This is a genomic window from Pseudomonas sp. G3-19, from assembly GCF_054855875.1.
Genome location: NZ_JBMPIQ010000003.1, coordinates 1,616,488 through 1,641,019, shown reverse-complemented (window position 1 = coordinate 1,641,019; position 24,532 = coordinate 1,616,488). Strand labels below are relative to the sequence as shown.

Sequence of the window (24,532 nt, the reverse complement as noted above, 5' to 3'; positions counted from 1 at the left end):
TGTTACTTGCGGGCAGCCAACGGCGGAGTACGCGGCGGCACCTGACGCTTCGAACCGGTCGCCTCGAATGCCGAGGCCAGACGCAACAGATTCGAGTCATCGTAGGCACGACCGGCGAAAGTCAGACCAACCGGCATGCCGATGTCGGCCATGATCCCCATCGGCACAGTGACGGTCGGCACGCCGAGGTGCCGGATCGCCAGATTGCCGTTGGCGACCCAGACGCCATTGCTCCAGGCGATGTCCGCCGATTCCGGATTGATATCGGCATCTGCCGGGCCGACGTCGGCGTTGGTCGGGAACAGCACCGCGTCGAGTTTCAGTGTGTCCATCCAGTCTTCGAGGTCGAGCTTGCGGGTCTTTTCCAGACCGCGCAGGCCATCGGGCAGGGTCGGGATCTGGTCCCACGGGGTGATGCCGCGTTGGGCCATGCGCACGTATTCGTCCATGCCGGCGGCCAGATCGCCTTCACGGTTGGGCAGGGTGCCCGGGTCGTGCGGGAAGATCTTCGGCCCGTCGACATCGGCCAGGCGATTGAGCTTCGGATCGCCGTTGGCGCGCAGGAAATCGTCGAAGGCCCAGGCCGACAGATCCCACAGTTCGTGGTGCAGGAATTCCTTGGAAACGATGCCGCGATTGAACACGGTCGGCGCGCCGGGGCGGTCGCCTTCGCAGTTGGAAACCAGCGGAAAATCCACTTCGATGACGTCGGCGCCGGCCGCTTCCAGAGCGGTGCGGGCCTGGTTCCACAGGTCGATCACCGAAGCGCGGGTGTTGATCCGCTGCCCGGTCGGGCCGCCGATACCCGGTGCTTCACTGGTGCCGGCTTCAGGGTCGGCGTTGATGTACATCTTCGGTACACCGAGGCGTTTACCGGCCAGTGCATTGGGTTTCACTGCCAGTTCGGCGTAGGAGGCCGGGCGCACCGAGTCGACGCTCGGGATCGGCACCCACGGCTGCAGGCGCCACAGATCGCCACGGGTGTCGGGGTCTTCAGCAACCACCACGTCGAGCACCTCAAGCAGATCGGCCATGGTGCGGGCGTATGGCACCACCACGTCCATGGTCGGCGTCAGCGGCCAGTTGCCGCGCACCGAAATTACCCCGCGCGATGGCGTGTAGGCGCACAAACCGTTGTTCGACGCCGGGCCGCGACCGCTCGACCAGGTTTCTTCCGCCAGACCGAAGGCCGAGAAACTCGCAGCGGTGGCGGTGCCGGCACCGTTGGACGAGCCGGAAGCAAACGGCGCAGTCAGATAAGCAGCGTTATACGGGCTTTCGGCCCGGCCATAGACGCCACGCTGCATGCCGCCATTGGCCATCGGCGGCATATTGGTCTTGCCCAGGCAGATGGCTCCTGCAGCGCGCAGGCGTTCGATGGTGAAGGCGTCGCGATGCGCCACCAGATCGGCGAAGGCCGGGCTGCCCGAGGCGGCGGTCAGCCCCTTGACCAGATAACTGTCCTTGGCGGTGTAGGGGATGCCGTCGAGCGGGCCGAGGGTTTCGCCCTTGGCGCGGCGTGCATCGGACGCCTGGGCCTCTGCCAGTGCTTCGGGATTGCGTACGACCACGGCGTTCAGTGCAGTGGCCGTGTTCGGGCCGTCATAGGCGTCGATCCGGGCCAGATAGGCCTGCACCAGTTCAACCGCGGTGGTCTGGCCGGCGTCGAGCGCCGCGCGTAATTGAGCAATGGAGACTTCAGTGACTTCGATCATGCTGTTACCGCCGACAGGTTCGCTAAAGGGGTGGGTCATTATGGTTATCGTCGAAACGTGTGAAGAATTACCGATGGGCGAAACTCTACCCTGAACTTTGCCGAATGGCATGTGCTAATTCGATAAATATCGACAAAAGTCAGCGAAAAAATTCCCCCGGTGTCTCACCAAACTGCTGGCGAAAAGCTGCGATGAACGCCGAGGTCGAGTCATAACCGCAGGCCAGCGCCACGTCGGTGACGCGTTCGCCACGTTCCAGCGGGGTCAGTGCGCCGAGCAATCGCAAGCGCTGACGCCAGGCGCGGAAGGTCAGCCCGGTGTCGCGTAAAAACAGGCGGCTGAGGGTTTTTTCGGTGACGCCGAATTTGTCGCTCCAGTGCTGCAGTGTGGTCTGCTGTTCCGGATGTTGCTCCAGGCTTTGATAGATTTGCCGCAGACGGCTGTCCTGCGGCAGTGGCAGCATCAGGTCGATCTGCGGCGCCTCAGCCAGTTGATCGAGGATCACCTGGGCCAACCGACCATGTGCGCCACTCTCGTCGTATTCCACCGGGACCAGACTGAACGCACGAATCAGCTCGCGCAGCAGATCGCTGACGCCCAACACATGACAACGTTCAAGCGCCCAGCCAGCCACACTGCAATCGATGTACAGGCTGCGCATTTCGGTGTGCGGCGAGCTGAACACGCGATGCGGCACGCCCGCCGGAATCCACACCGCGCGCTCCGGTGGCGCGACGAAACGCCCGGCGCCGGTCTGCACCTCAAGCACGCCCTGAATCGCGTACGACAATTGCACCCACGGGTGGCTGTGACGCCGGGTCAGTGCGCGATTGGGCAGCGATTCGGTGCGTCCGTACAGCGCACGGGGCAGGCTGGGCAACCCGGGAATGCTGCGCCGGAAGCTTTTCTCATGTCCTTTAGGCGGCATCTGTTGGCTCTTCGGCGTTAGTCGGTAATTCCTGCTCACGTTAGAGTCGCAGTCACGTACTGGCAACCCCCGGATGAACAGACCCATGACTCGCCCAAGATTCCTGCCCGACAACTTCACCCTGACCCTGATCGGCGTCGTGCTGCTGGCCAGTTTTCTGCCGGCCAGCGGGCAGGTCGCGGTGGGGTTCGGCTGGCTGACCAATATCGCCATCGCGCTGCTGTTTTTCCTCCACGGCGCGAAACTGTCGCGTGAATCGATCATCGCCGGTGCCGGCCACTGGCGCCTGCACCTGTTGGTGTTCGGTCTGACCTTTGTGCTGTTCCCGCTGCTCGGGCTCGCGTTGAAACCGCTGCTGTCACCGCTGATCGGCGACAAGCTGTACATGGGCATGCTGTATCTCTGCGCGTTGCCCGCCACCGTGCAGTCGGCGATCGCCTTCACCTCGCTAGCCCGAGGCAATATCCCGGCGGCGATCTGCAGCGCGGCAGCGTCGAGCCTGTTCGGGATCTTCCTCACGCCATTGCTGGTGACGCTGCTGCTGAACGTGCACGGCGACGGTGGCTCGACCCTGGATGCGATCCTGAAGATCAGCGTGCAACTGCTGCTGCCGTTTATTGCCGGGCAGATCGCTCGGCGCTGGATCGGCGCGTGGGTCGGGCGCAACAAGAACTGGCTGAAGTTTGTCGATCAGGGGTCGATTTTGCTGGTGGTGTACGGCGCGTTCAGCGAGGCGGTCAACGAGGGCATCTGGCATCAGATTCCGGTCGTCGATCTGCTGGGGCTGGTGGTGGTCTGCTGCATTCTGCTGGCGCTGGTGCTGTTGGCGTCGACCTTGCTTGGCAAGGCGTTCGGTTTCAGCCAGGAAGACCGCATCACCATTCTGTTCTGCGGTTCGAAGAAGAGCCTGGCCACCGGCGTGCCGATGGCACAGGTGTTGTTTGCCGGCAGCACGATTGGTGTGTTGATTCTGCCGCTGATGCTGTTCCATCAGATTCAATTGATGGTCTGCGCGGTGTTGGCGCAGCGCTATGCCAAACGGCCGGAATCGGTGCCGGAGTTGATGGCACAGGTAGATCCATAAACACTGCTTCCCCTGTAGGAGCTGCCGCAGGCTGCGATCTTTTGATCTTGAAAGTCAAAAGATCGCAGCCTGCGGCAGCTCCTACAGGGGGCTTTTACTCAATCCTGAGTCACGTGTTTCGGGCCGGCCAGTGCCCAGGCAATCAGGCCAAACAACGGCACGAACACGATGGCGATAATCCACACGCCTTTGTTGCTGCCTTTGCCTGCGCTCTTGCGCACGCGGTTGATCGCCCACAATTCAACGATCACAAGAACGACGGCGAGTACGATCCAGACGGGTTCAATTTGCATGGGCTACCTCCTGATGGTCTTTCAGTTAGGTGAGTCCAAACGCGCAGGGTTCATTTAAATTGTGCCGCTGCCTCCCGAATATTTCACCGCAGCGGCCGCCCGCGACGGCACATTGAGCGTTCGCAACAGCGACGACACGTGGATGCGCACGGTGAACGGCGAGATATCCAGTTCTCGGGCGATCTCCTTGTTGGTCTTGCCTTGGGCGATCAGCCGCAATACATCCTGCTGACGCGGGGTGAGGGCGGTGCCGGTCTCCAGCGGCAACAGCCCGGAAGGCGCAAACCTGACCAGCACTTCGCCTTCGCGGATCGCCAGAATCGCCTGGCCGATCTCATCCGGGACAATGTTCTTGCCGATGAAACCGTCGATGCCGGCCGCCATCACCTCACCGATCAACGCCTCGTCGTCGACCATCGACACCACAATCAGCGTGGTGCGCGGCAGTTTTCGGCGCAGTTCGGCGAGTTGGCTGATGCAGGTCAGGCCGGGGAAGCGCAGGTCGAGAATCAGTGTGTCCGGCTCGCTGCCGTCGGGCAGCAAGGCCAGCACGGCGTCGAGGTCGCCGGCCTCCTCGATAGTCGCCTCGGGCAACAGGCGCTGCACGGTGCGCCGCATGGCTTCGCGAAACAACGGGTGATCGTCGGCTATGATGATGCGGCATGTCATGACGTGACCCTCCCTGGATCAGCGTGGTTTACGGCATGCACCTTAGCACCGCGTACGCAGATTGCCTGCCGGCCGCTGCTGAATCTGACGACTGTCGCACAAGGACGTTGCCCATGAAGTTCGAGAAAAACACCGAGCTGGATCAGGCCAATCTGCGGATCATCATCGCCAGCATTGCCATGGTTTACATCTGCGTGCTCGGTGTATTGCCGGGTCAGCGCTTCGATGTCTATCTGCCGGTGGTGGTCTACATCACGCTGTTTCTGCTGGCGTCGATTGTCCTGCGCCAGGCCATCGCGCGCTGGCCGGGGCATTACCCGGCGCGACGAATATTCGCGATGATCCACGATTACACCGGCACCTGTTTCGGCCTGGTGCTCGGCGGTGAAGCGGCGTTGCCGCTGTACGCGGTGATCATCTGGGTCAACCTGGGCAACGGCATGCGCTATGGCTCGCGCTATCTGGCGATTGCCACGGGGTTGGCGCTGCTGGCGTTGCTGGCGGTCTATCGGTTGACGCCGGTGTGGCAGGCGCAGCCGTACATGGTGCTGATGTTGATGCTCACCAGCACCGTGATTCCGTTCTACGCGCACTTGCTGCTGGAGCGCACGCGCAAGGCCTCCGAAGAGGCGGTCGCGGCCAATCTGGAGAAATCCCGGTTTCTCGCCCAGGCCAGTCACGATCTGCGTCAACCGATTCACTCCATCGGTCTGTTCACGGCGTGCCTGCGTGAGTCGCGGCTGGGCGAGCAGGAGCGGCAACTGGTCGACAACATCGACCGTTCGTTGCTCAACGTCTCGCAGTTGTTCCGTTCGATTCTTGACCTCTACACCCTCGACAACGGGCGCATTCTGCCGAGGCTGCAGGTGTTCAATCTCGGCGAGTGGCTGGCCGATCTGATCCGCCAGAACGCCGAGGCGGCGCGCTGGGCTGGCGTGGAGTTGCGTCTGCGTCCGTGCCAGCACTGGGTACAGAGCGATCCGGCGTTGCTCGCGACCATGGTGCAGAACGTGCTTTCCAATTGCTTCAAGTACGGCGCGCAACGCCCGGTGCTGATCGGCGTGCGCAAACGCGGTGTCGGGCTGGCCATCGTGATTTATGACCGCGGCAGCGGCATTGCCGAGGAGCATCTGCCGAAGGTCTTCGAGGAGTTTTATCGAGTGCGTCAGGTGCGCGACAAGGACGTGGAAGGCGTCGGCCTCGGACTGTCGATCGTCAAGCGTCTGGGGCAGTTGATCGGCGTCGATGTGGCCTTGCGCTCGCAGCTTGGGCGCGGCACGGCGGTCTCCCTCTATGGCTTGCCGGTGGCCGTGGCGCCGCAGTTGCCGGTCATGCGTGACGATGTGCGGCAGGCCGGCCTGTTGACCGGGCTGAAGGTGTGTCTGGTGGAGGATGACCGCAACGTCTTGCTGGCGACCTCGGCGCTGCTCGAGCGCTGGGGCTGCGTGGTGCAGGGCGAATTGAGCGGGCAGGGGCTGGTCACCGATTGCGACATCATCGTCGCCGATTACGATCTGGGTCCACATTCCACGGGCATCGAGTGCATTGACGAGGTGCGGCGCCAGCGTGGCTTTGCGGTGCCAGCGATGATTATCACCGGGCATGACATCGAGAAAATACAGGCGGCCTTGCACGACCGCCAAATTGCCATCCTGTCCAAACCGGTACGCCCGGCCGAGCTGCGCGCGACCTTGCGCAGCCTGCGCGACCGGCAAACCGAGCCGGCCGAGCAGGTTTGACTCAACGCTTGCAGAGGTAGTCCTGAGTGATGGTGGTTTGCAGGCAGTTGAACTGGCCCATGGTGCGGCAGATGTTCTTCTCGGAACCGGTCACCTCGGCGTTCTTGTAACCCCAGGTCTTGCAGCGCTCCATCGCCACAGTCAGGCCTTGCGCGGCGTTGGTCTGGCCGCTTTCGAACTGACCCAATTCGTAGGAGACCTGGACCACGCCGTCGTTCTTGCTGCCACCGGTGGCTTCCCATTGTTTGGGCGTGGCGCAGCCTGTCAGAGCGAGGGCGGTGAGAGTGAGAGTTGCGATCAGGATTTTCATGATGGAACGTAGTCCTTTACCGGGGATGAAGGTTTACTGGAACGGAATCGGCGAGGCGCCTTTGGGCAGGCACGACAGCGGCGGGGTCATGATGCCCATGCTCGCCACCGCGATAATCGCGCCGCTGGGCAACTCGCAGTTGTACTCGCCGGCGGGGGTGTACGCGGTGTAGTAGGTGAGGGTGCTGTCGCTGCGGATGTTGTCGATTTTCGACACCGGCTTGCCGATGACCGTCTGGGCGCGTTCTTTCATGCTGGCTTCGGTAGGTTTGGCGGTCTGGCAGCCGCTGGCACCAAGCAGCAGGGCGCTGACGATCGCCACTTTGAGAAGGTTGGAATGCAGTTTCATGGTGTTTCTTCCTTGGTGTTGTTCTGATTTCCAGGCACGACGATCCCGCGCACTGCACAGCGGCAATGTTGGGGAGCATCGGGGGTTGCGAGGGAATATAACGCCGGTGGGCGGGGCGGTCGATTAGCACAAATGTGCTAGTGCGGCGGAGGGAGAGGCGACCCAACGGGTCGCCTCGCGCCGATTACTGAGGAGAGTTGAACTGGTCGGAATAGCTGCCGGTCATCAGCGCCGAAGCGACGCGATCAGAACCGACGCCGACGCGTGAGTAGGCATAGCGATTGGCGCCGACCTTGTCGGTGCCGTCGGAAGCCAGTGCGCCTGCGCCGACGTGATCGGAGCCATCAGAGGCGACTGTGCCAGCCCCGACGTGATCGGAACCATCCGAGGCGACTGCACCAGCCCCGACATGATCAGAACCGTCCGAGGCGACTGCACCAGCCCCGACATGATCCGAACCGTCCGAGGCGACTGCTCCAGCGCCGACATGATCGGAACCGTCCGAGGCGACTGCACCAGCCCCGACATGATCGGAACCGTCCGAGGCGACTGCGCCAGCGCCGACATGATCCGAACCGTCCGAGGCGACTGCACCAGCGCCGACGTGATCGGAACCATCGGACGCCACTGCACCGGCCCCCACATGATCCGAACCATCAGAGGCCACAGCCTGCGGCTGCGCAGCCCAAACCGTTGGCAGCATCACGGTCGCCGCGACCGCAAGGATGGCGCCTGACAAAAGCGTGTGTTTCATGATTTTCTCCACGACCCATCAGCCACACAGCATTCGTTGGCCCGGGGTTGACCAGGTTGGCAATTGGCACGGGCGCGCTCGATGGGCGCACGGGTGTCGACGTTTTTGCATGAAACCGCGTTAGCGAACTGAAAAGTATAGATCGGCAAAATGCAGGCGCAGGTGCAACAACATGCAAGCGATAGTCGGTTAACTTCCTTGCACAGGGGCGCTTGAAGGAAATCAGTCTAAAAACACCACCCGCGACTCGATGGCTTTTGCTAGCCTCAAAGGTGTAGGCGAAGACGCAGACTGATGCGCAAGCGGATAGCAAGGGGACGTGGGGCGCGTTCCGAAGGGTACACGGTTAGAAAGATCTCCGCGCTGAGATCCAGCCCTTATGCCGTGTGAGGCAGCAAAGCACCGCTCTTTTTCCATGGTTGCTTTTGTACTGTGAGAGGCCCGATAAACCTTGTAAGCCAGAGACCAGCACTGGCCGCCTACTCGAACACCAAAGCCCGCATTGCTGCGGGCTTTGTCGTTGTTGCAGGGTCAGATTTTGGTCAGCGCGTACGCCAGATCGGCGCGCAGGTCTTCGAGATCTTCGACCCCCACCGACAGACGCACCAGGCCATCGCCGATGCCCAGTTTGGCGCGGGTTTCAGCGGGAATGGTCGCGTGGGTCATGATCGCCGGATGCTCGATCAGGCTTTCGACGCCGCCGAGGCTTTCGGCCAGGGCAAAGATCTTCACGTTTTCCAGAAAGCGCCGTGCGCCCTCCAGATCACTGTTCAGATCCACCGAGATCATCCCGCCAAAACCATGCATCTGCCGTTTGGCCAACTCATGCTGCGGGTGCGACGGCAGGCCCGGGTAGTAGACGCGTTTGACCTGTGGCTGCTGCTCCAGCCACTTGGCCAGTTCCAGCGCGTTGCTGCAATGACGCTCCATGCGCAGCGCCAGGGTCTTCACCCCGCGCAGGGTCAGGAACGCGTCGAACGGGCCGGAAATCGCGCCAACCGCGTTTTGCAGGAAGCCGAGTTTGTCCGCGAGTTCGACATTCTGCCCAACCACCGCGATACCACCGATCACGTCGGAGTGACCGTTCAGGTACTTGGTGGTCGAGTGCAGCACGATGTCGAAACCCAGCTCCAGCGGGCGCTGGATATAGGGGCTGGCGAAGGTGTTGTCGGCAACGCTGATGATCCCGCGTGCGCGGCAGATGCGCGCAATCGCGGCCAGATCCGACAGGCTCAGCAGCGGGTTGGTCGGCGACTCGACAATCACCAGGCGGGTGTCGTCCTGCAGCGCCGCTTCGAACGCCGCCAGGTCAGTCAGATCGACATAGCTGAAGCGATGCCCGGCGCTGCGCTGGCGCACCTTGTCAAACAGACGGAATGTGCCGCCGTACAGGTCATTGCCGGAGATCACGTGCGAACCGGCATCGATCAGTTCGAGGACAGTGGAAATCGTCGCCAGCCCGGAAGCGAAAGCAAAGGCGCGGGTGCCACCTTCCAGATCCGCCACGCAACGCTCCAGGGCAAAACGCGTCGGGTTGTGCGAGCGGCCGTAGTCGAAGCCTTTGTGCACGCCGGGGCTGTCTTGCAGGTACGTCGAGTTGGCGTAGATCGGCGGCATCAGCGCGCCGGTGGTCGGGTCAGGCGTTTGCCCGGCATGGATCACCCGGGTCGCGAAGCCTTGGGATTTATCGTCGTGCTGACTCATGCGAGGGATCTCCGTAATTGGTTGAGCATGTCGGTGCGGGTAATCAGGCCGTGGAAGCCCGAAGCATCGGCGATGATCGCGACGAGGCCGCGACTGAGCACCGCTTCCAGCTCGGCGAGGTTGGCACCGGGGGCGAGGGTTTGCAGTTTGTCGGTCATCACGCTGGACACCGATTGACTGAAGCGCGCGGCGTCTTCGTGCACTGCCAGCAGGATGTCGGATTCGTCGATCACCCCGACCAGTTGTTTGCCTTCAACCAGCACCGGCAGCTGCGAGACATCCGCCAGGCGCATGCGCTGAAACGCGGTCAGCAGGGTGTCGTCGGGGCCGACGCTGATCACGCGGCCATCTTCGAAACGGCGGGCGATCAGATCGCGCAGGTCGCCATAGCGTTTGCGCTGCAACAGGCCCTGATCGGTCATCCACTGGTCGTTGTAGACCTTCGACAGATAACGCGTGCCGGTGTCGCAGACGAAGCTGACCACGCGTTTCGGCTCGGTCTGTTCGCGGCAATAACGTAGCGCGGCGGCGAGCAAGGTGCCGGTCGACGAGCCACCGAGAATGCCTTCGGCGCGCAGCAACTGGCGCGCGTGGTCGAAGCTTTCTTCATCGCTGATCGAGTAGGCGTGGCGCACGCTGCTGAGGTCGGTGATCGATGGAATGAAATCCTCTCCGATGCCTTCTACCGCCCACGAACCGGGCGTCGGCATCGTGCCGTCGCGGCTGTACTGAGCCATCACCGAACCCACCGGGTCGGCGAGGACCATTTCCAGATCCGGTTGTACCCGTTTGAAGAAGCGGCTCAGCCCGGTTAGGGTGCCGGCGGAACCGACGCCGACCACGATCGCGTCCAGATCATGTTCGGTCTGCGCCCAGATCTCCGGCGCGGTGCTGCACTCGTGGGCCAGCGGGTTGGCGGGGTTGTTGAACTGGTCAGCGAAGAACGCGCCGGGAATGTCTTTCGCCAGGCGTGCGGCCACGTCCTGGTAATACTCGGGGTGGCCCTTGCCGACGTCCGAGCGGGTGATGTGCACTTCGGCACCCATGGCTTTCAAGTGCAGGACTTTCTCGGTGGACATCTTGTCCGGGACTACCAGCACCACTCGGTAGCCTTTGGCCCGGCCGACCAGCGCCAGACCCAGACCGGTGTTGCCGGCGGTGGCCTCGACGATGGTGCCACCCGGTTGCAGGCGGCCGTCGCGTTCCGCGGCATCAATCATCGCCAGACCGACGCGGTCCTTGATCGAGCCGCCGGGGTTTTGTGATTCCAGTTTGAGAAACAGTGTGCAGAGGCCGGTATCGAAGCGGGTAACTTGTACCAGCGGCGTATTGCCGATCAGCCCAAGTACGGCAGGGCGTGAATCCTTTGACATTTCTTCACCTCTTGTAGTGGTGTTGATCGCGTTCCATTCGCGGGGAAAAGCTCGCGTGCAACATAGGCGCAGACATGATCTGTCGCAACCTTTAGTCAGCCGCTGCGCCAGCCATTTCGATCTAACCATAGAACAGAATCGCAGCCTGCAAGGGCCCGGTTTCAGAGGGTTTACATCAAGGCGCCATCGAGTATTGAAAGGGCGTCGCAAGCGTCCCTCAAAGCTTGATCTGCGTAGGAATATCCTGCAGGGCGAATCGTGTTTTCAGCGGGCATACGGCCGACAACTGATCATGAGGGAAACTTGTGATCATCAAGATTAAAATGAGTTTGTCTCACTAGAGGCTGATCCTGACAATGGCCGCCATCAACAAGACATTGGAGTTGTTTGTCATGGCACTGGCCCATTCCCTCGGATTTCCGCGCATCGGTCGCGACCGCGAACTGAAAAAAGCGCAAGAGGCGTTCTGGAAAGGAGAACTGAACGAGGCCGGCCTGCGTGAAGTGGGTCGTGAATTACGCAAGGCCCACTGGGACCTGCAGAAAAACGCCGGCATCGAGCTGCTGCCGGTAGGCGATTTCGCCTGGTACGACCAGGTGCTGACCCACTCGCTGATGTTCGGCGTGATTCCCGAGCGCTTCCGACCGCACGACGGCAAAGCCACGCTGCAGACCCTGTTCGGCATGGCCCGTGGCGTCAGCGACAGCTGCTGCGGCGGTGCGCACGCCCAGGAAATGACCAAGTGGTTCGACACCAACTACCACTATCTGGTCCCGGAATTCAGCGTCGATCAACAGTTCCAGCTCGGTTGGGAACAGTTGTTCGAAGAAGTCGAAGAGGCCCGCGCACTGGGCCATAACGTCAAACCGGTGATCATTGGCCCACTGACTTATCTGTGGCTGGGCAAGGCCAAAGGTGCCGAGTTCGACAAGCTGGAATTGCTTGATCGCCTGCTGCCGCTGTACGGACAGATCTTTGCGCGTCTCGCCGCCCTTGGTGTGGAATGGGTGCAGATAGACGAGCCGATTCTGGTGCTCGACTTGCCCCAGGAGTGGAAAAACGCTTTCGAGCGAGCCTATAACCAGATCCAGCGTGATCCGCTGAAGAAACTGCTCGCCACTTACTTCGGTGGTCTGGAAGAGAACCTCGGTCTGGCCGCCAATCTGCCGGTCGACGGTTTGCACATCGACCTGGTACGTGCAGCGGAACAGTACCCGACCATCCTTGATCGCCTGCCGGCCTACAAAGTGCTGTCGCTGGGTGTGGTCAACGGCCGCAACGTCTGGCGCTGCGATCTGGAACATGCGCTGGCGACTTTGCAGCATGCACATGAGCGCCTGGGTGATCGCCTGTGGGTCGCGCCATCGTGCTCGTTGCTGCACAGCCCAGTGGATCTGAACCGCGAAGACCAGCTCGATGCCGAGCTGAAAAGCTGGCTGGCGTTTGCCGTGCAGAAGTGCGAGGAAGTCGCCGTGCTGGCGCAGGCGGTCAGCGAGCCGGAAGCGCCGAAAGTGCTGCGCGCCTTGGCCCAAAGTCGCTCGGTACAGACCAGCCGTGCCGCCTCGCCACGTATCCACAAACCGGCAGTGCAGGCCCGTGTCGCGGCCATTACCGCGCAGGACAGCCAGCGCCAATCGCCGTTTACCCAGCGCATCGCCAAGCAGCGCGCCGGCCTCGATCTGCCGCTGTTCCCGACCACCACTATCGGTTCGTTCCCGCAGACCGCGTCGATCCGTCTGGCGCGTCAGTCGTTCAAGCAGGGCAAGCTCAGCGAAGCCGAATACACCGAAGCCATGTACAGCGAGATCCGTCACGCCGTGCAAATTCAGGAGCAGTTGGGCCTCGACGTGCTGGTGCACGGTGAAGCCGAACGCAACGACATGGTCGAGTACTTCGCCGAGCAACTCGACGGCTACGTATTCACCCGTTTTGGCTGGGTACAGAGCTATGGTTCGCGTTGCGTGAAACCGGCGGTGATCTTCGGTGACTTGAGCCGCCCGCACGCCATGACCGTGGAGTGGATTCGCTACGCCCAGGGCCTGACCGGCAAGGTCATGAAAGGCATGCTGACGGGACCTGTGACCATGCTGATGTGGTCGTTCCCGCGCGAAGACGTGTCCCGTGAAGTGCAGGCGCGGCAACTGGCGCTGGCGATCCGTGACGAAGTGGTGGACCTGGAAGCCGCCGGGATCAAAATCGTGCAGATCGACGAAGCCGCATTCCGCGAAGGCCTGCCGCTGCGCCGCGCGCAATGGCAGCACTATCTGGACTGGGCAACCGAAGCGTTCCGCCTGTGTGCCTCCGGTGTACGCGACGAAACGCAGATCCACACGCACATGTGCTACAGCGAGTTCAATGATGTGATCGAGTCCATCGCCGCCATGGACGCCGACGTGATCACCATCGAAACCTCGCGTTCGGACATGGAACTGCTCAATGCCTTTGAAGCATTCGACTACCCGAACGAGATCGGGCCGGGCGTCTACGACATCCATTCGCCGCGGGTGCCGGATGCTTCGGAAATGGCCAATCTTCTGCGCAAGGCGGCTCAGCGAGTTCCGGCCGAGCGGTTGTGGGTCAACCCGGATTGCGGTCTGAAAACCCGTGGCTGGCCGGAGACAGAAGCGGCGCTGGTGCACATGGTTGCCGCCGCCCGCCAGTTGCGCAAAGAACTGGCATAAAGCGCTAACTCCGCCTCTGTGGGAGCGGGCTTGCTCGCGAAAGCGGAGTGTCAGCTAAATAATTTTCGACTGACACTCCGCCTTCGCGAGCAAGCCCGCTCCCACACTGGGTTCAGTGATTGGTCAGTGACGGCTCATCAAACCGTGCAACACACCGAGGCGCAGCCCCGGTTCCGACGGCACCATCTGCGAAATGCCAAACACCTTGAACGCCGCCAGCATCAGCACCAGCCCTCCCGGGAGGATGCTCTGGCGATGCGGTTGCAAGCCTGCCAGCTTCAATTGCTGAACGTTTTTCACTTTCAGCAGCAACAGCGACAAACGCAACAACCCACCATAGGTGATGCCATCCTGACCGAAATCATTCAAGCGATTAGCCTTGAGCACCTTCGCCAGCATCCGCGCCGTGCCCGACGAGCCAATGGTCTGCTGCCAGCCCTGTGCGCGATAGCGGCGGGCGACTTTTTCGAATTGCAGGATCGCCACGCGCTCGGCTTCCTGCAGCGCACCGGGCGCAATCCGTCCGTCAGGGAAATAGCGTGCACCGAGGGTGCCGCTGCCGATGGCGATGCTTTCGGTGAGCAGCGGTTGCGACCCCTGGCCGAGAATCAGCTCGGTAGAACCTCCACCGATATCGACCACCAGGCGCATGTCTTCTGCATCCGGCAGGGAGTGGGCGACGCCGGCATACACCAGTTGCGCCTCTTCATGGCCCGAAATGACGTCGATACGAAACCCCAGATGGCGTTCGGCACTGTGCAGAAACAACTGCGCATTGTCGGCCTCGCGTACCGCACTGGTTGCCACTGCCCGCACTTTGCCGGCCTCGAATCCGCGCAGTTTCTTGCCGAACCGCGCCAGCGCCTGCCAGCCACGATCCAGCGCCATTTCGTCCAGCGCACCGCCGTCGAAGCCCTCGGCCAGCCGCACCGGTTCACGCAGGGTTTTGACTTCCTGAATCATGAAACCCTTACGACTGCGCACCGACTGGCCGATCATCATCCGAAACGCATTCGAACCCAGGTCGATGGCGGCAAACAGCGAGGCGTCTTCTTTCATGGGAATCCCTGCGAAACATCCGTCGAAGGCTCAAGACGGTTTGCGAGGATTCTGCGGTGCGCTTGATGACATCCTGATGACGGGGCAGGGGCGGTTCAGTGAATTGTTGGCTGTCATGACACTGTCATTATCCGGCGTCTATCCTGACCCCAATACATCGCGTGTTCTTAAAGTTTTTGCTGCCTCTTTGGGCAGCTTTTTTTTGCCCGCGATTTGGCAAGCCGTGCGCAAGGTTTGCAATCGTGGGCGTCCCTTGGCTAGTATACGATCCATATACACTTCGTATCGGATTCGGATATGGGCATCGTAAAGATTTCAGAAGACATGCACGAGAACCTGCGCATCTCCAGCACCGCGCTCAGCCGCTCGATCAACGCGCAGGCCGAGCACTGGATGCGCATCGGCATGCTCGCCGAGCTGCACCCCAACCTCGACCACAGCGCCATTTGCCGCTTGCTGATCCGCGCCGAACAGAACGGTGGGCTGGATCTGCATCAACTGACTCAGGAAGCCGTCAGCGCATGAGAAATCAGATCAAGATCAATACCCCTGCGGAAATCGCGAAGTCGCGTGCGGCGGGCAAACTCGCCGCCGAAGTGCTGGCGATGCTGGTACCGCATGTGAAAGCCGGGGTGACTACCGATGAGCTGGATCGGTTGTGCAACGATTACATCGTCAACGTGCAGAAAGCCATTCCGGCCAACGTCGGTTATCACGGCTTCCCGAAAACCGTCTGCGCCTCGGTCAACGATGTGGTGTGCCACGGCATCCCGTCGGGCACGCCGCTGAAGGATGGCGACATCGTCAACCTCGACATCGCGGTAATCAAGGATGGCTGGTTCGGCGACACCAGCCGCATGTACGTGGTCGGCGAGGCGACGCCTGAAGCACAACACCTGATCAAGACCACCTACGACGCGATGTGCGCGGGCATCCGCATGGTGCGTCCGGGCGCGACACTGGGCGACATCGGTCATGCGATCCAGAGCCTGGCGGAGAGCGAAGGTTTCAGCGTGGTGCGCGAGTATTGCGGGCATGGCATTGGCAAGGTGTATCACGATGAACCGCAGATCCTGCATTACGGTTTTCCCAATCAGGGCATGAAGCTCAAGGCGGGGATGATCTTCACCGTCGAGCCGATGCTCAATGCCGGCAAGCGTCATGTGAAGAACATGCCGGACGGCTGGACGGTGCTGACCAAGGATGGCTCGCTGTCGGCGCAGTGGGAGCATATGGTCGCGGTGACCGAAACCGGTTTCGAAATTCTCACGGCGTGGCCGGATCAGATTGAAGGCTACCGCGCTATTCCCTGAGACCGTGCTGACAGCTTCCCTCACCCTAGCCCTCTCCCGGAGGGAGAGGGGACTGACTGGATTGTCTGGACGAGTTACGCCGACCTGAAATATCGGGTCGAACTCAGGTCTTGACCATCATGGTGATCGGCTCCCTTTCCCCTTCGCCCCCTTGGGGGAGAGGGCTGGGGTGAGGGGGGGAATCCCACAGACGACACACTATCAGTGAGAACCGGCCGCTTTGTTGAGGTCGCTTTCAGCCCATTCGGTGTAGACGCAGGCATCCGCCGTGGCCCAGCGCACTCGCACCGGATCGCCAGCCTTGAGCGGCATGCCCGCCGCCGACAGCGCTTTAACCGTCATCGAAGTACCACCCGACGTCACCACGCTGCAGGTCTGGCTTTCACCAAGAAACAGCACCTCCACGACCTTGGCCGACACTTCATTCCAACCAGCGGCCAACGGCTCCTCGCTCGCCTGTTGCACGCTCAGCGCCACAGCTTTTTCTGGCCGCACCATCAGCAGCACATCCTGCTCGGTGTGCAAGCCGGCAGTCAGGCGAATCGACAACGACTGCCCCTCGAAACTCGCCGCCGCATTGCCCTGGGCCTTGAGCTTGAGGAAGTTCGAGTTGCCGAGGAACGACGCGACAAACGCATTCGGCGGATTCTGATACAGGTCATAACCGCTGCCCAAACCAACAATCTTGCCGTGACTGAAAATCGCGATGCGCTGCGACAGACGCATGGCTTCTTCCTGATCGTGGGTCACGTAGACGATGGTGATGCCCAGGCGCCGATGCAGCTGGCGCAGTTCATCCTGCAAGTCTTCACGCAGTTTTTTGTCCAGCGCACCGAGCGGTTCGTCCATCAGCAGAATGCGTGGCTCGTAGACCAGCGCCCGGGCGATGGCGACGCGTTGCTGTTGTCCGCCAGACAACTGCGAAGGGCGGCGATGGGCGAATTGTTCGAGCTGCACCAGTTTCAACATCGCATCGACACGCTTGTCACGTTCGGCGGCGGCGAGTTTGCGGATCGCCAGCGGGAAAGCGATGTTGTCGCGCACCGACAGATGCGGGAACAGCGAATAGCGCTGGAACACCATGCCGATGTCGCGTTTGTGCGGCGGCACGTTGACCAGCGACTGACCGTTGACCAGGATCTCGCCGCTGCTCGGGGTTTCGAACCCGGCGAGCATCGACAGCGTGGTGCTTTTGCCCGAGCCGCTGGAACCGAGGAAGGTCAGGAACTCGCCGTCCTTGATGTCCAGCGAGATGTTGTCGACGGCGGCAAAGTCGCCGTAGTGCTTGTTCAGATTGCGCAGGCTGACCAGGGGTTTGTCGTTCTGCTGGGATGCGTCTTTGATCACGGCACTCATGTCGTACTCCTGGGCGCTCAGGCGCTGATTTCGTTGCGCCGGCGCAGCGCGGCGGCGATCACCATGACCAATACCGACAGGCCGATCAGCAGCGTCGAAGCGACGGCGATCACCGGGGTCAGGTCCTGGCGCAAAGTGGTCCACATTTTTACGGGAAGGGTTTGCAGGGTCGGGCTGGCCATCATCACGCTGAGCACCACTTCGGCCCACGAAACCAGAAAGGCGAAGAGGGCGCCGGCGACCATGCCCGGACGGATCGCCGGGAACGTCACCTTGAACACCGCTTGCAGGCGTGAGGCGCCGCAGATCACCGCCGCGTCTTCAATCGACTGATCGAACAGCTTCAGCGAGTTGATGATCGAGATGATGGTGAACGGCAGCGCGACGATCACATGGCTGACCACGAAGGCAAACAGGGTCCCGGTGTAACCGAGCTTGAGAAACAGCGCGTACACCGCCACCGCGATGATCACCAGCGGCACGATCATCGGCAGGGTGAACAGGCCGTAGAGCATTTCCCGACCGGGGAAGCGCCCGCGCACCAGAGCAAACGCGGTTGGCAGACCGAGGGCCACGGCGCAAATCGTGGTCAGCACGGCAACCTTGAGGCTGGCCGCCGCAGCGTTCATCCAGTCGGCGTTGGAGAAGAACTGGCCGTACCATTTCAGCGTCCAGCCCGGCGGCGGGAACACCAGCCACTGCGACGAGCCGAACGACAGCAGGACAATGAACACGATCGGCAGCAGCAGGAACAAACCGATCAGTCCGGTGGTTGCATACAAGCCGAAACGCATCCGCCGGCTCATGGCATTGGGAGTCAGGAGCATCTCGGCTTACCTCGCGTTGCTGGCGCCAACCGGGGATTCCGGCTGAAGCTTCAGGTAGAAGTAGAACAGCACCAGGGTGATCGCGATCAGCAACGCGGCGCCGGCACTGGCCAGGCCCCAGTTGAGGAACGATTGCACCTGCTGAATGATGAACTCCGGCAGCATCATGTTCTGCGCCCCGCCGAGCAGCGCCGGGGTGACGTAGTAACCGAGCGACATCACGAACACCATCAACCCGCCGGATGCCAGACCCGGCCGGCACAGCGGCAGGAACACCCGGAAGAAATTGGTCCAGGGACTCGCGCCACAGATCGAGCCGGCCTGCAGGATCATCGGGTCGATGGCCTGCATGGTCGCCTGCAACGGCAGGACGATGAACGGGATCATGATGTAGCTCATGCCGATCACCACGCCGGTCAGGTTGTGCACCATTTCCAGCGGCTGATCGATGATCCCCAGCGCCATCAGCGCCTTGTTGATCACGCCCGAGGCTTGCAGCAACACCAGCCACGAATAGGTGCGGGCGAGCAGGCTGGTCCACATCGACAGCAACACGATGTTGAGAATCCAGCGGCCCCAGCCGCGCGGCACCAGGGTGATCGCCCAGGCCAGCGGAAAGCCCAGCAACAGGCTGAAAATCGTTACCAGTCCGGCCACGGAAAAGGTGTTGAGCAGCACCCGTGCATACGCCGAGTTGGCGAACAGTTGTTCATAGTTGCCAAGGCCCGGGGTCGGTTCGAGCACGCCGCGCAACAGCAGGCCAATCAACGGCGCCAGGAAGAATAAACCGAGGAACAATAGTGCCGGGGCGAGATTGCCGGCACCTTTCCAGCGTTGTCTGAGGGAGGGGGTCGAGCCGGCAACGCCGGTGGCGCTCCCGGTCACCGTTGCAGGACGGGGCGCAGTGGCCGCCATTTTCATTTGACCAGCCATTCGTTCCACCGTGTCGCGATGGCTTGACCGTTCTTGGCCCAGTACGCGAAATCAAGAGTGATCTGATCCTTGGCATAGGCCGTCGGCAGGTTCGGGGCCAGCACCGAGTCCAGGCGCGCCACACTGTCGACGTTGACCGGGGCGTAGGCGGTCAGGTTGGAGAAGTCGGCCTGGCCTTTGGCACTGCTGGCGTTGGCCAGAAACTTCATCGCCGCGTCCTTGTTTTTCGAACCCTTTGGAATCACCAGAATGTCGGCCATGACCAGGTTCTGTTTCCAGCTCACACCCACCGGCGCGCCGTCTTCCTGCAGAGCGTGAATGCGGCCGTTCCAGAACTGACCCATGCTCGCTTCGCCGGAGGCCAGCAGTTGCTGCGACTGCGCGCCGCCGCCCCACCAGACGATGTCTTTCTTGATGGTGTCGAGTTTTTTGAAGGCGCGATCAAGGTCCAGCGGGTAGAGCTTGTCGGCCGGCACGCCGTCGGCCAGCAGCGCCAGTTCGAGCACGCCGGGGCTCGGCCATTTGTACAGGGCGCGTTTGCCGGGGTAGGTCTTGGTGTCGAACAGCGCGGTCCAGTCTTGCGGCTTGGCCGCGCCGAGCTTGCCCTCGTTGTAGCCGAGGACGAAGGAGAAGAAGAACGAGCCGACACCGTAATCGCTGACGAAACGCGGGTCGATCTTGTCGCGCTGGATGACTTTGAAATCGAGGGGTTCGAGCAGGCCTTCAGCGGCGGCGCGCAGGGCGAAATCGGCTTCGACATCGACCACGTCCCATTGCACGTTGCCGCTCTCGACCATGGCCTTGAGTTTGCCGTAGTCGGTCGGGCCGTCCTGCACCACGGTGATGCCACTGGCCTTGCTGAACGGATCGGCCCAGGCCTGTTTCTGCGCATCCTGGGTGCTACCGCCCCAACTGACGAAGTTCACGCTTTCGGCGGCCATTGCAGCCTGGCCGGTCACGCTCAGCAGTCCCGCAAAAAAGATTGCGGTTGCAGCTTTGTTCAACACCATTTTTACGCCCTCATTGTTGTGTTTTTGAGCGGGCTTGCGTTGTTGCCCGCCTGTCGGGAGCAGTAGCCGGACGGTTTTTCAGGTCGTCCGGTCTATGGAATATCATATTATGGTATTCCAAACTTTGTGCAAGCACTTTGCCTTACCGGTTATCTGTTGATTCTGGTTTTTTGCCTGTGCTCGGCACGAGTCATAGGGCGCACTTTAGAACCAGCCCCTCACCCCAGCCCTCTCCCAAAGGGAGAGGGGAAAGGGAGCCGATTTCCATGCTGTTTAAAACTTGAGTTCGACTCGCAGTTTCAGGTCGATGTATAGCGGTAGAACAACTCGGTCGGCTCCCTCTACCTCCGGGAGAGGGCTGGGGTGAGGGCAGTGTTATTCGCTGAAGGGGATGCTCTCGACCACTTCCAGGTCATACCCGGTCAACCCCGCATACTTCAGCGGCGGCCCAAGATGCCGCAGCTTGCCCACCCCCAGGTTCTGCAGAATCTGCGCCCCGGTGCCCACCTCCGAATAAATCCGCGATTGCGAGCGACTGAACTGCCGTGGCGGCTGGGTCAGTTGCGGCACGCGCTCGAGCAGCGCCTGCGACGATTCATGATTGGCCAACACCACCACAACCCCATGACCTTCCGCCGCGACCCGTTGCAACGCCGCCCACAACGTCCAGTTGCTCGGCCCGCTGTACTCGGCGCCGACCAGATCACGCAGCGGATCGATCACATGCACGCGTACTAACGTCGGCTCTTCGCGGCGCAGATCGCCCATGACCATCGCCATGTGCACGCCACCCTCGATGCGGTCTTCGAAAGTGATCAGACGAAAAGTGCCATGCACCGTCGGCAGTTCGCGTTCGCCGATGCGTTCGATGGTGTGCTCGGTGCTCAGGCGATAATGAATCAGGTCAGCGATGGTGCCGATCTTGATTCCGTGCTTACGGGCGAACACTTCCAGATCCGGACGCCGGGCCATGGTGCCGTCGTCGTTCATCACCTCGACGATCACCGAGGCCGGGGTGAAACCGGCGAGGCGGGCAAGGTCGCAGCCGGCTTCGGTGTGGCCGGCGCGGGTCAGCACGCCGCCTTCCTTGGCGCGCAGCGGGAAGATGTGCCCGGGTTGCACCAGGTCTTCAGCACGGGCGTCTTTCGCCACTGCGGCCGCGACCGTGCGGGCACGGTCAGCTGCAGAAATGCCAGTGGTGACCCCGACCGCCGCTTCGATCGACACGGTAAACGCGGTGCTGAACACGCTGCCATTGCTCGGCACCATCTGCTCAAGGCCCAGGCGCTGGCAGTGCTCGTCGGTCAGTGTCAGGCAAATCAGCCCGCGCGCCTCACGCGCCATGAAGCTGATCGCCTCGGGTGTGCAGCAGTCGGCGGCCAGCAGCAGGTCGCCTTCGTTTTCCCGATCTTCGTCATCGACCAGCAGGACCATTTTGCCGAGGCGATAATCTTCGAGGATTTCTTCGATGCTGTTGAAGGCCATGCTGGACTCTCAGGGTTTGCTGGAAATATATTGGTATACCATAATACAAAATCAACAAAGAGGTCACTATGAAGGCGTACTGGATTGCCCACGTGGATGTCGACGATGCCGAGCATTACAGCCAATACACCCAGCGCGCACCGGCAGCCTTCGCCGCGTTCGGCGCGAAGTTTCTGGCCCGGGGCGGGCGCAGCGAAGCGCTCGAGGGCAGGGCTACTCCTCAGCGTAGCGTGGTGATCGAATTCGAGAGCTATGAGAAGGCCGTGGCGTGCTACCACTCGGCGGCGTATCAGGAGGCGAAAAGTTATCGCGAGGAATGGGCGAGGGCGGAGATCGTCATTGTCGAGGGCATTGCTCCACTTTAAGCAACATCGCAAATCCCCTGTGGGAGCGGGCTTGCTCGCGAAGGCGGTCAATCATTCAACATTTCTATCGACTGACACACCGCCTTCGCGAGCAAGCCCGCTCCCACAGGGGCGAAGGTGATCCTCAGCGGATGAAGTGGATCTTGCCGCTGTCATCATTGCCCATGTAGATCCCATACACCCCGGCCTGACGCTCCTCGATGTAACGCTCGAGAATCTGCCGGATCGCCGGGTAATAGATCTGCTCCCACGGAATGTCTTCAGGGGCAAAGAACTTGTAGTCCAGGGTCTCAGGGCCGAACTGGCCGGTGATCTCCAGCGCGATCGCGCGGAAGATGATGTACACCTCGCTGATCTTCGGCACGCTGAAGATCGAATACGGCGAGACGATTTCCGCGCGCACGCCGCTTTCTTCCCAGATTTCACGCAGCGCCGCCTGCTCGGTGGTCTCGCCGCTTTCCATGAAGCCGGCCGGCAGTGTCCAGGTGCCCGGACGCGGGGGGATCGCCCGTTGGCACAAGAGGTATTTGCCGTCCTGCTCGATGATGCAGCCGGCGATGATCTTCGGATTGACGTAGTGGATGTAGCCGCAGCCGCGGCACATCAGGCGCTCGTGCGTATCGCCCGGCGGTACCTGCTGACCAAGGTCAGGGCCACCGCATTTCGGGCAAAAGCTCGGGCTGAACATGTCAGTGACCTATGCGCGGTTCTTTCAGCGCGATCGGCAGAGTGATGTTCGGCGTGGCGCCGGTCTCTTCCTGTTTGCGCTTGAGATAATCGAGGGCCACGGCCGCAGCGGCGCGTACGTGATCGACACAGGCCTGATGCGCCGCCAGTGGATCGCCGCTCTTGATCGCCTCAACCATTTTTTCCATCTCGTGGTTACTCGCGCCGCGCCGGTTTTCCTGGGACACCGAAGTTGCACGCAGGTAGCTGATGCGCGCTTGCAACTGGCGTAATTGAGTGGCCGCAACGTGGTTGCCCGAGCCTTCGAGCAGTACGTCGTAGAAGCCCTGCACCGAGTCGATCACCTGTTGCAGTTCGCCGTCCTTGAGTGCCTTGCGGTTCTCGTCGAGGGCTTTTTCCAGGGCCTTGATGTCCTTGGCTTTGGCGCGCAGGGTGAACAGCTGGACGATCAGGCCTTCGAGCACGCAGCGCAGCTCGTAGATGTCGACTGCATCGGCGAGGGTGATGATCGCCACCCGTGGGCCTTTGGCATCGGCGAACTCGACCAGACCTTCGGACTCCAGGTGACGCAGGGCTTCGCGCACCGATGTGCGGCTGACACCGAGGCGATCGCACAGATCGCGCTCGACCAGACGATCGCCGGGCATGAGCTGAAAATTCATGATCGCGCTACGCAGTTTATCCAGCACGATTTCGCGCAGGGTAACGGGGTTGCGATTGACCTTGAAGCTGTCGTCGAGTGGCTGGCGTTTCATGGGGTCCGCTCTTTACTGTGGCTGTCCATGCCAGACGGGCATCAAAACAGCCGAGGGGTTAACTGGAGGCCTCGGCGTCGGCTTCGGCGAAGGCTTCACGGGCGAGCCGGAAACTGTCCACGGCTGCCGGGACGCCGCAATAAATACCGACCTGAAGCAGAATTTCGCGTATTTGCTCACGACTCAGGCCGTTACGCAAGGCGCCGCGCACATGCAGCTTGAGTTCGTGCGGGCGGTTGAGCGCCGAGATCATCGCCAGGTTGATCATGCTGCGCTCCTTGAGCGACAAACCCTCACGCCCCCAGACATGGCCCCAGCAGTATTCGGTGACCATTTCCTGCAACGGGCGGGTAAAGTCGTCGGCGTTCTCTATTGAACGCTGCACGTAGGCTTCGCCCAGCACCTGGGTGCGGATCTTCAGGCCTTTTTCGTACTTTTCGTTACTCATCATTCCTCCTCACAACAGAGACCCCCTTTTGGAATGAAACCTGTGGTGAGGGGATTTATCCCCGACGGGGTGCGAAGCGCCCCCAAACCTGCAACCGCGAATTGCCAGACACACCGCGTGCAAGGATCTTACGACTGCTTCGCAGCCGGTCGGGGATAAATCCCCTCACCACAATGGGCAGTTCCACAGTGGGATCTATGTATCCATCAGGCCAGGGTTGGCAACGGCCCGAGCTTGCCCTTGTGATAAATCATCGGTGTCACCGGTTGCTCGGGCAGGATCAGGTTCTTCACTGCGCCGACAATGATCGCGTGATCACCACCGTCGTATTCTCGCCACAACTCGCACTCGATGATTGCTGTGGCCTTGGCGAGGATCGGGTTACCGAGTTCGCTCAAATGCCACTCGATGTGCTTGGCCTTGTCCTTGCCTTTACCGGCGAAGGCGTAGGCTTCAGCGGTCTGGTCGGCGGACAGCAAATGGATCGCGAACTTCTTGCTGTCGCGCAGCACCGGGTAGGTGTCGGAAGCGTAGTTGGGGCAGAACAGCACCAGCGCCGGATCAATCGACAGCGCGCTGAAGGCGCTGGCGGTGATGCCGACGATGCCGCCCTCCGGGTCGAGGGTGGTGACCACCGTGACTCCGGACGGAAACGAGCTCATGACGTCTTTGTAAATGCCGGGTTCGATCATGTCG

Annotated in this window: 25 protein-coding genes; 6 read left to right on the top strand and 19 right to left on the bottom strand. The window is 61.4% G+C overall.

The annotated features are described in order from the left end of the window. Positions 1-2: 2 nt before the first annotated feature. Positions 3-1,715, bottom strand: a complete 1,713-nt coding sequence (locus ACOYXI_RS07385) for an amidase (protein ID WP_461675556.1) — start codon at positions 1,713-1,715, stop codon at positions 3-5. Between the two features lie 139 nt (positions 1,716-1,854). Further along, on the bottom strand, positions 1,855-2,643 hold the full coding sequence (locus ACOYXI_RS07380) for an AraC family transcriptional regulator (protein ID WP_098964295.1): 789 nt from the start codon (positions 2,641-2,643) through the stop codon (positions 1,855-1,857). An 85-nt stretch (positions 2,644-2,728) separates the two neighbouring features. Between ACOYXI_RS07380 and ACOYXI_RS07375 the strand changes: the two genes are divergently transcribed. Then, positions 2,729-3,727, top strand: coding sequence for a bile acid:sodium symporter family protein (locus ACOYXI_RS07375; protein ID WP_064587897.1), 999 nt, complete (start codon positions 2,729-2,731; stop codon positions 3,725-3,727). Positions 3,728-3,825: 98 nt separating this feature from the next. Here ACOYXI_RS07375 and ACOYXI_RS07370 read toward each other — a convergent pair whose 3' ends face one another. Continuing rightward, positions 3,826-4,020 (bottom strand): PLD nuclease N-terminal domain-containing protein, encoded by a 195-nt coding sequence (locus tag ACOYXI_RS07370; RefSeq protein WP_027613057.1) that lies wholly within the window; start codon positions 4,018-4,020, stop codon positions 3,826-3,828. Positions 4,021-4,074: 54 nt separating this feature from the next. Further along, positions 4,075-4,689 carry a LuxR C-terminal-related transcriptional regulator gene (locus tag ACOYXI_RS07365; protein WP_134786614.1) on the bottom strand — a complete coding sequence of 205 codons (615 nt, stop codon included), beginning with the start codon at positions 4,687-4,689 and terminating at the stop codon, positions 4,075-4,077. Between the two features lie 113 nt (positions 4,690-4,802). Between ACOYXI_RS07365 and ACOYXI_RS07360 the strand changes: the two genes are divergently transcribed. After that, positions 4,803-6,428, top strand: coding sequence for an ATP-binding response regulator (locus ACOYXI_RS07360; protein WP_247841929.1), 1,626 nt, complete (start codon positions 4,803-4,805; stop codon positions 6,426-6,428). A gap of 1 nt (position 6,429) precedes the next feature. Here ACOYXI_RS07360 and yecR read toward each other — a convergent pair whose 3' ends face one another. From yecR to ACOYXI_RS07335, 5 genes are all read right to left on the bottom strand, one after another. Further along, a complete protein-coding gene (gene yecR / locus ACOYXI_RS07355) occupies positions 6,430-6,738 on the bottom strand; it encodes a YecR family lipoprotein (RefSeq protein ID WP_027613060.1) in 309 nt (102 codons plus the stop codon). Between the two features lie 33 nt (positions 6,739-6,771). Then, on the bottom strand, positions 6,772-7,086 hold the full coding sequence (locus ACOYXI_RS07350) for a hypothetical protein (RefSeq protein WP_134786611.1): 315 nt from the start codon (positions 7,084-7,086) through the stop codon (positions 6,772-6,774). Between the two features lie 184 nt (positions 7,087-7,270). Then, positions 7,271-7,840 carry a phage infection protein gene (locus ACOYXI_RS07345; RefSeq protein ID WP_461674629.1) on the bottom strand — a complete coding sequence of 190 codons (570 nt, stop codon included), beginning with the start codon at positions 7,838-7,840 and terminating at the stop codon, positions 7,271-7,273. Positions 7,841-8,371: 531 nt separating this feature from the next. Next, a complete protein-coding gene (locus tag ACOYXI_RS07340; RefSeq protein ID WP_210558790.1) occupies positions 8,372-9,544 on the bottom strand; it encodes a cystathionine gamma-synthase in 1,173 nt (390 codons plus the stop codon). Continuing rightward, positions 9,541-10,917 carry a pyridoxal-phosphate dependent enzyme gene (locus ACOYXI_RS07335; RefSeq protein WP_461674628.1) on the bottom strand — a complete coding sequence of 459 codons (1,377 nt, stop codon included), beginning with the start codon at positions 10,915-10,917 and terminating at the stop codon, positions 9,541-9,543. The genes ACOYXI_RS07340 and ACOYXI_RS07335 overlap by 4 nt, the downstream gene beginning before the upstream one ends. A 392-nt stretch (positions 10,918-11,309) precedes the next feature. Between ACOYXI_RS07335 and metE the strand changes: the two genes are divergently transcribed. Then, positions 11,310-13,598, top strand: coding sequence for a 5-methyltetrahydropteroyltriglutamate--homocysteine S-methyltransferase (metE, locus tag ACOYXI_RS07330; protein WP_461675555.1), 2,289 nt, complete (start codon positions 11,310-11,312; stop codon positions 13,596-13,598). Positions 13,599-13,721: 123 nt separating this feature from the next. Here metE and ACOYXI_RS07325 read toward each other — a convergent pair whose 3' ends face one another. Beyond that, positions 13,722-14,657 carry a Ppx/GppA phosphatase family protein gene (locus ACOYXI_RS07325; RefSeq protein ID WP_461674627.1) on the bottom strand — a complete coding sequence of 312 codons (936 nt, stop codon included), beginning with the start codon at positions 14,655-14,657 and terminating at the stop codon, positions 13,722-13,724. A 297-nt stretch (positions 14,658-14,954) separates the two neighbouring features. Here ACOYXI_RS07325 and ACOYXI_RS07320 point away from each other — a divergent pair, with 297 nt between their 5' ends. Both ACOYXI_RS07320 and map read left to right on the top strand, forming a co-directional pair. Continuing rightward, the gene (locus ACOYXI_RS07320; RefSeq protein ID WP_025111624.1) at positions 14,955-15,182 is read left to right on the top strand and encodes a ParD-like family protein; all 228 of its coding nucleotides are present in this window, start codon (positions 14,955-14,957) and stop codon (positions 15,180-15,182) included. Next, on the top strand, positions 15,179-15,970 hold the full coding sequence (gene map / locus ACOYXI_RS07315) for a type I methionyl aminopeptidase (protein ID WP_247841925.1): 792 nt from the start codon (positions 15,179-15,181) through the stop codon (positions 15,968-15,970). Before ACOYXI_RS07320 ends, map begins: the two co-directional genes overlap by 4 nt. Before the next feature lie 201 nt (positions 15,971-16,171). Here map and ACOYXI_RS07310 read toward each other — a convergent pair whose 3' ends face one another. The 5 genes from ACOYXI_RS07310 to ribBA form a co-directional block, all read right to left on the bottom strand. Beyond that, a complete protein-coding gene (locus ACOYXI_RS07310) occupies positions 16,172-17,326 on the bottom strand; it encodes an ABC transporter ATP-binding protein (RefSeq protein WP_461674626.1) in 1,155 nt (384 codons plus the stop codon). A 17-nt stretch (positions 17,327-17,343) separates the two neighbouring features. Continuing rightward, positions 17,344-18,153, bottom strand: coding sequence for an ABC transporter permease (locus tag ACOYXI_RS07305; protein WP_461674625.1), 810 nt, complete (start codon positions 18,151-18,153; stop codon positions 17,344-17,346). A 6-nt stretch (positions 18,154-18,159) separates the two neighbouring features. Beyond that, entirely contained in the window at positions 18,160-19,074 is a 915-nt protein-coding gene (locus tag ACOYXI_RS07300) for an ABC transporter permease (protein WP_461675554.1), read from the bottom strand. Next, complete coding sequence (locus tag ACOYXI_RS07295) at positions 19,071-20,096, bottom strand: ABC transporter substrate-binding protein (RefSeq protein WP_102356547.1); 1,026 nt, start codon at positions 20,094-20,096, stop codon at positions 19,071-19,073. The genes ACOYXI_RS07300 and ACOYXI_RS07295 overlap by 4 nt, the downstream gene beginning before the upstream one ends. A gap of 375 nt (positions 20,097-20,471) precedes the next feature. After that, entirely contained in the window at positions 20,472-21,581 is a 1,110-nt protein-coding gene (gene ribBA, locus ACOYXI_RS07290; protein ID WP_086790931.1) for a bifunctional 3,4-dihydroxy-2-butanone-4-phosphate synthase/GTP cyclohydrolase II, read from the bottom strand. A gap of 68 nt (positions 21,582-21,649) precedes the next feature. Here ribBA and ACOYXI_RS07285 point away from each other — a divergent pair, with 68 nt between their 5' ends. Then, complete coding sequence (locus ACOYXI_RS07285; RefSeq protein ID WP_098964284.1) at positions 21,650-21,946, top strand: DUF1330 domain-containing protein; 297 nt, start codon at positions 21,650-21,652, stop codon at positions 21,944-21,946. 124 nt (positions 21,947-22,070) lie between these two features. On the opposite strand, the gene ACOYXI_RS07280 is transcribed toward ACOYXI_RS07285, so the two are convergent. From ACOYXI_RS07280 to ACOYXI_RS07265, 4 genes are all read right to left on the bottom strand, one after another. Continuing rightward, entirely contained in the window at positions 22,071-22,634 is a 564-nt protein-coding gene (locus ACOYXI_RS07280; RefSeq protein WP_461674624.1) for an NUDIX hydrolase, read from the bottom strand. Between the two features lies 1 nt (position 22,635). Continuing rightward, entirely contained in the window at positions 22,636-23,388 is a 753-nt protein-coding gene (locus ACOYXI_RS07275; RefSeq protein ID WP_007968636.1) for a GntR family transcriptional regulator, read from the bottom strand. A gap of 58 nt (positions 23,389-23,446) precedes the next feature. Then, on the bottom strand, positions 23,447-23,836 hold the full coding sequence (locus tag ACOYXI_RS07270) for a carboxymuconolactone decarboxylase family protein (protein ID WP_007968634.1): 390 nt from the start codon (positions 23,834-23,836) through the stop codon (positions 23,447-23,449). A gap of 206 nt (positions 23,837-24,042) precedes the next feature. Continuing rightward, the gene (locus ACOYXI_RS07265) at positions 24,043-24,528 is read right to left on the bottom strand and encodes a flavin reductase family protein (protein ID WP_210558795.1); all 486 of its coding nucleotides are present in this window, start codon (positions 24,526-24,528) and stop codon (positions 24,043-24,045) included. Positions 24,529-24,532 lie beyond the last annotated feature (4 nt).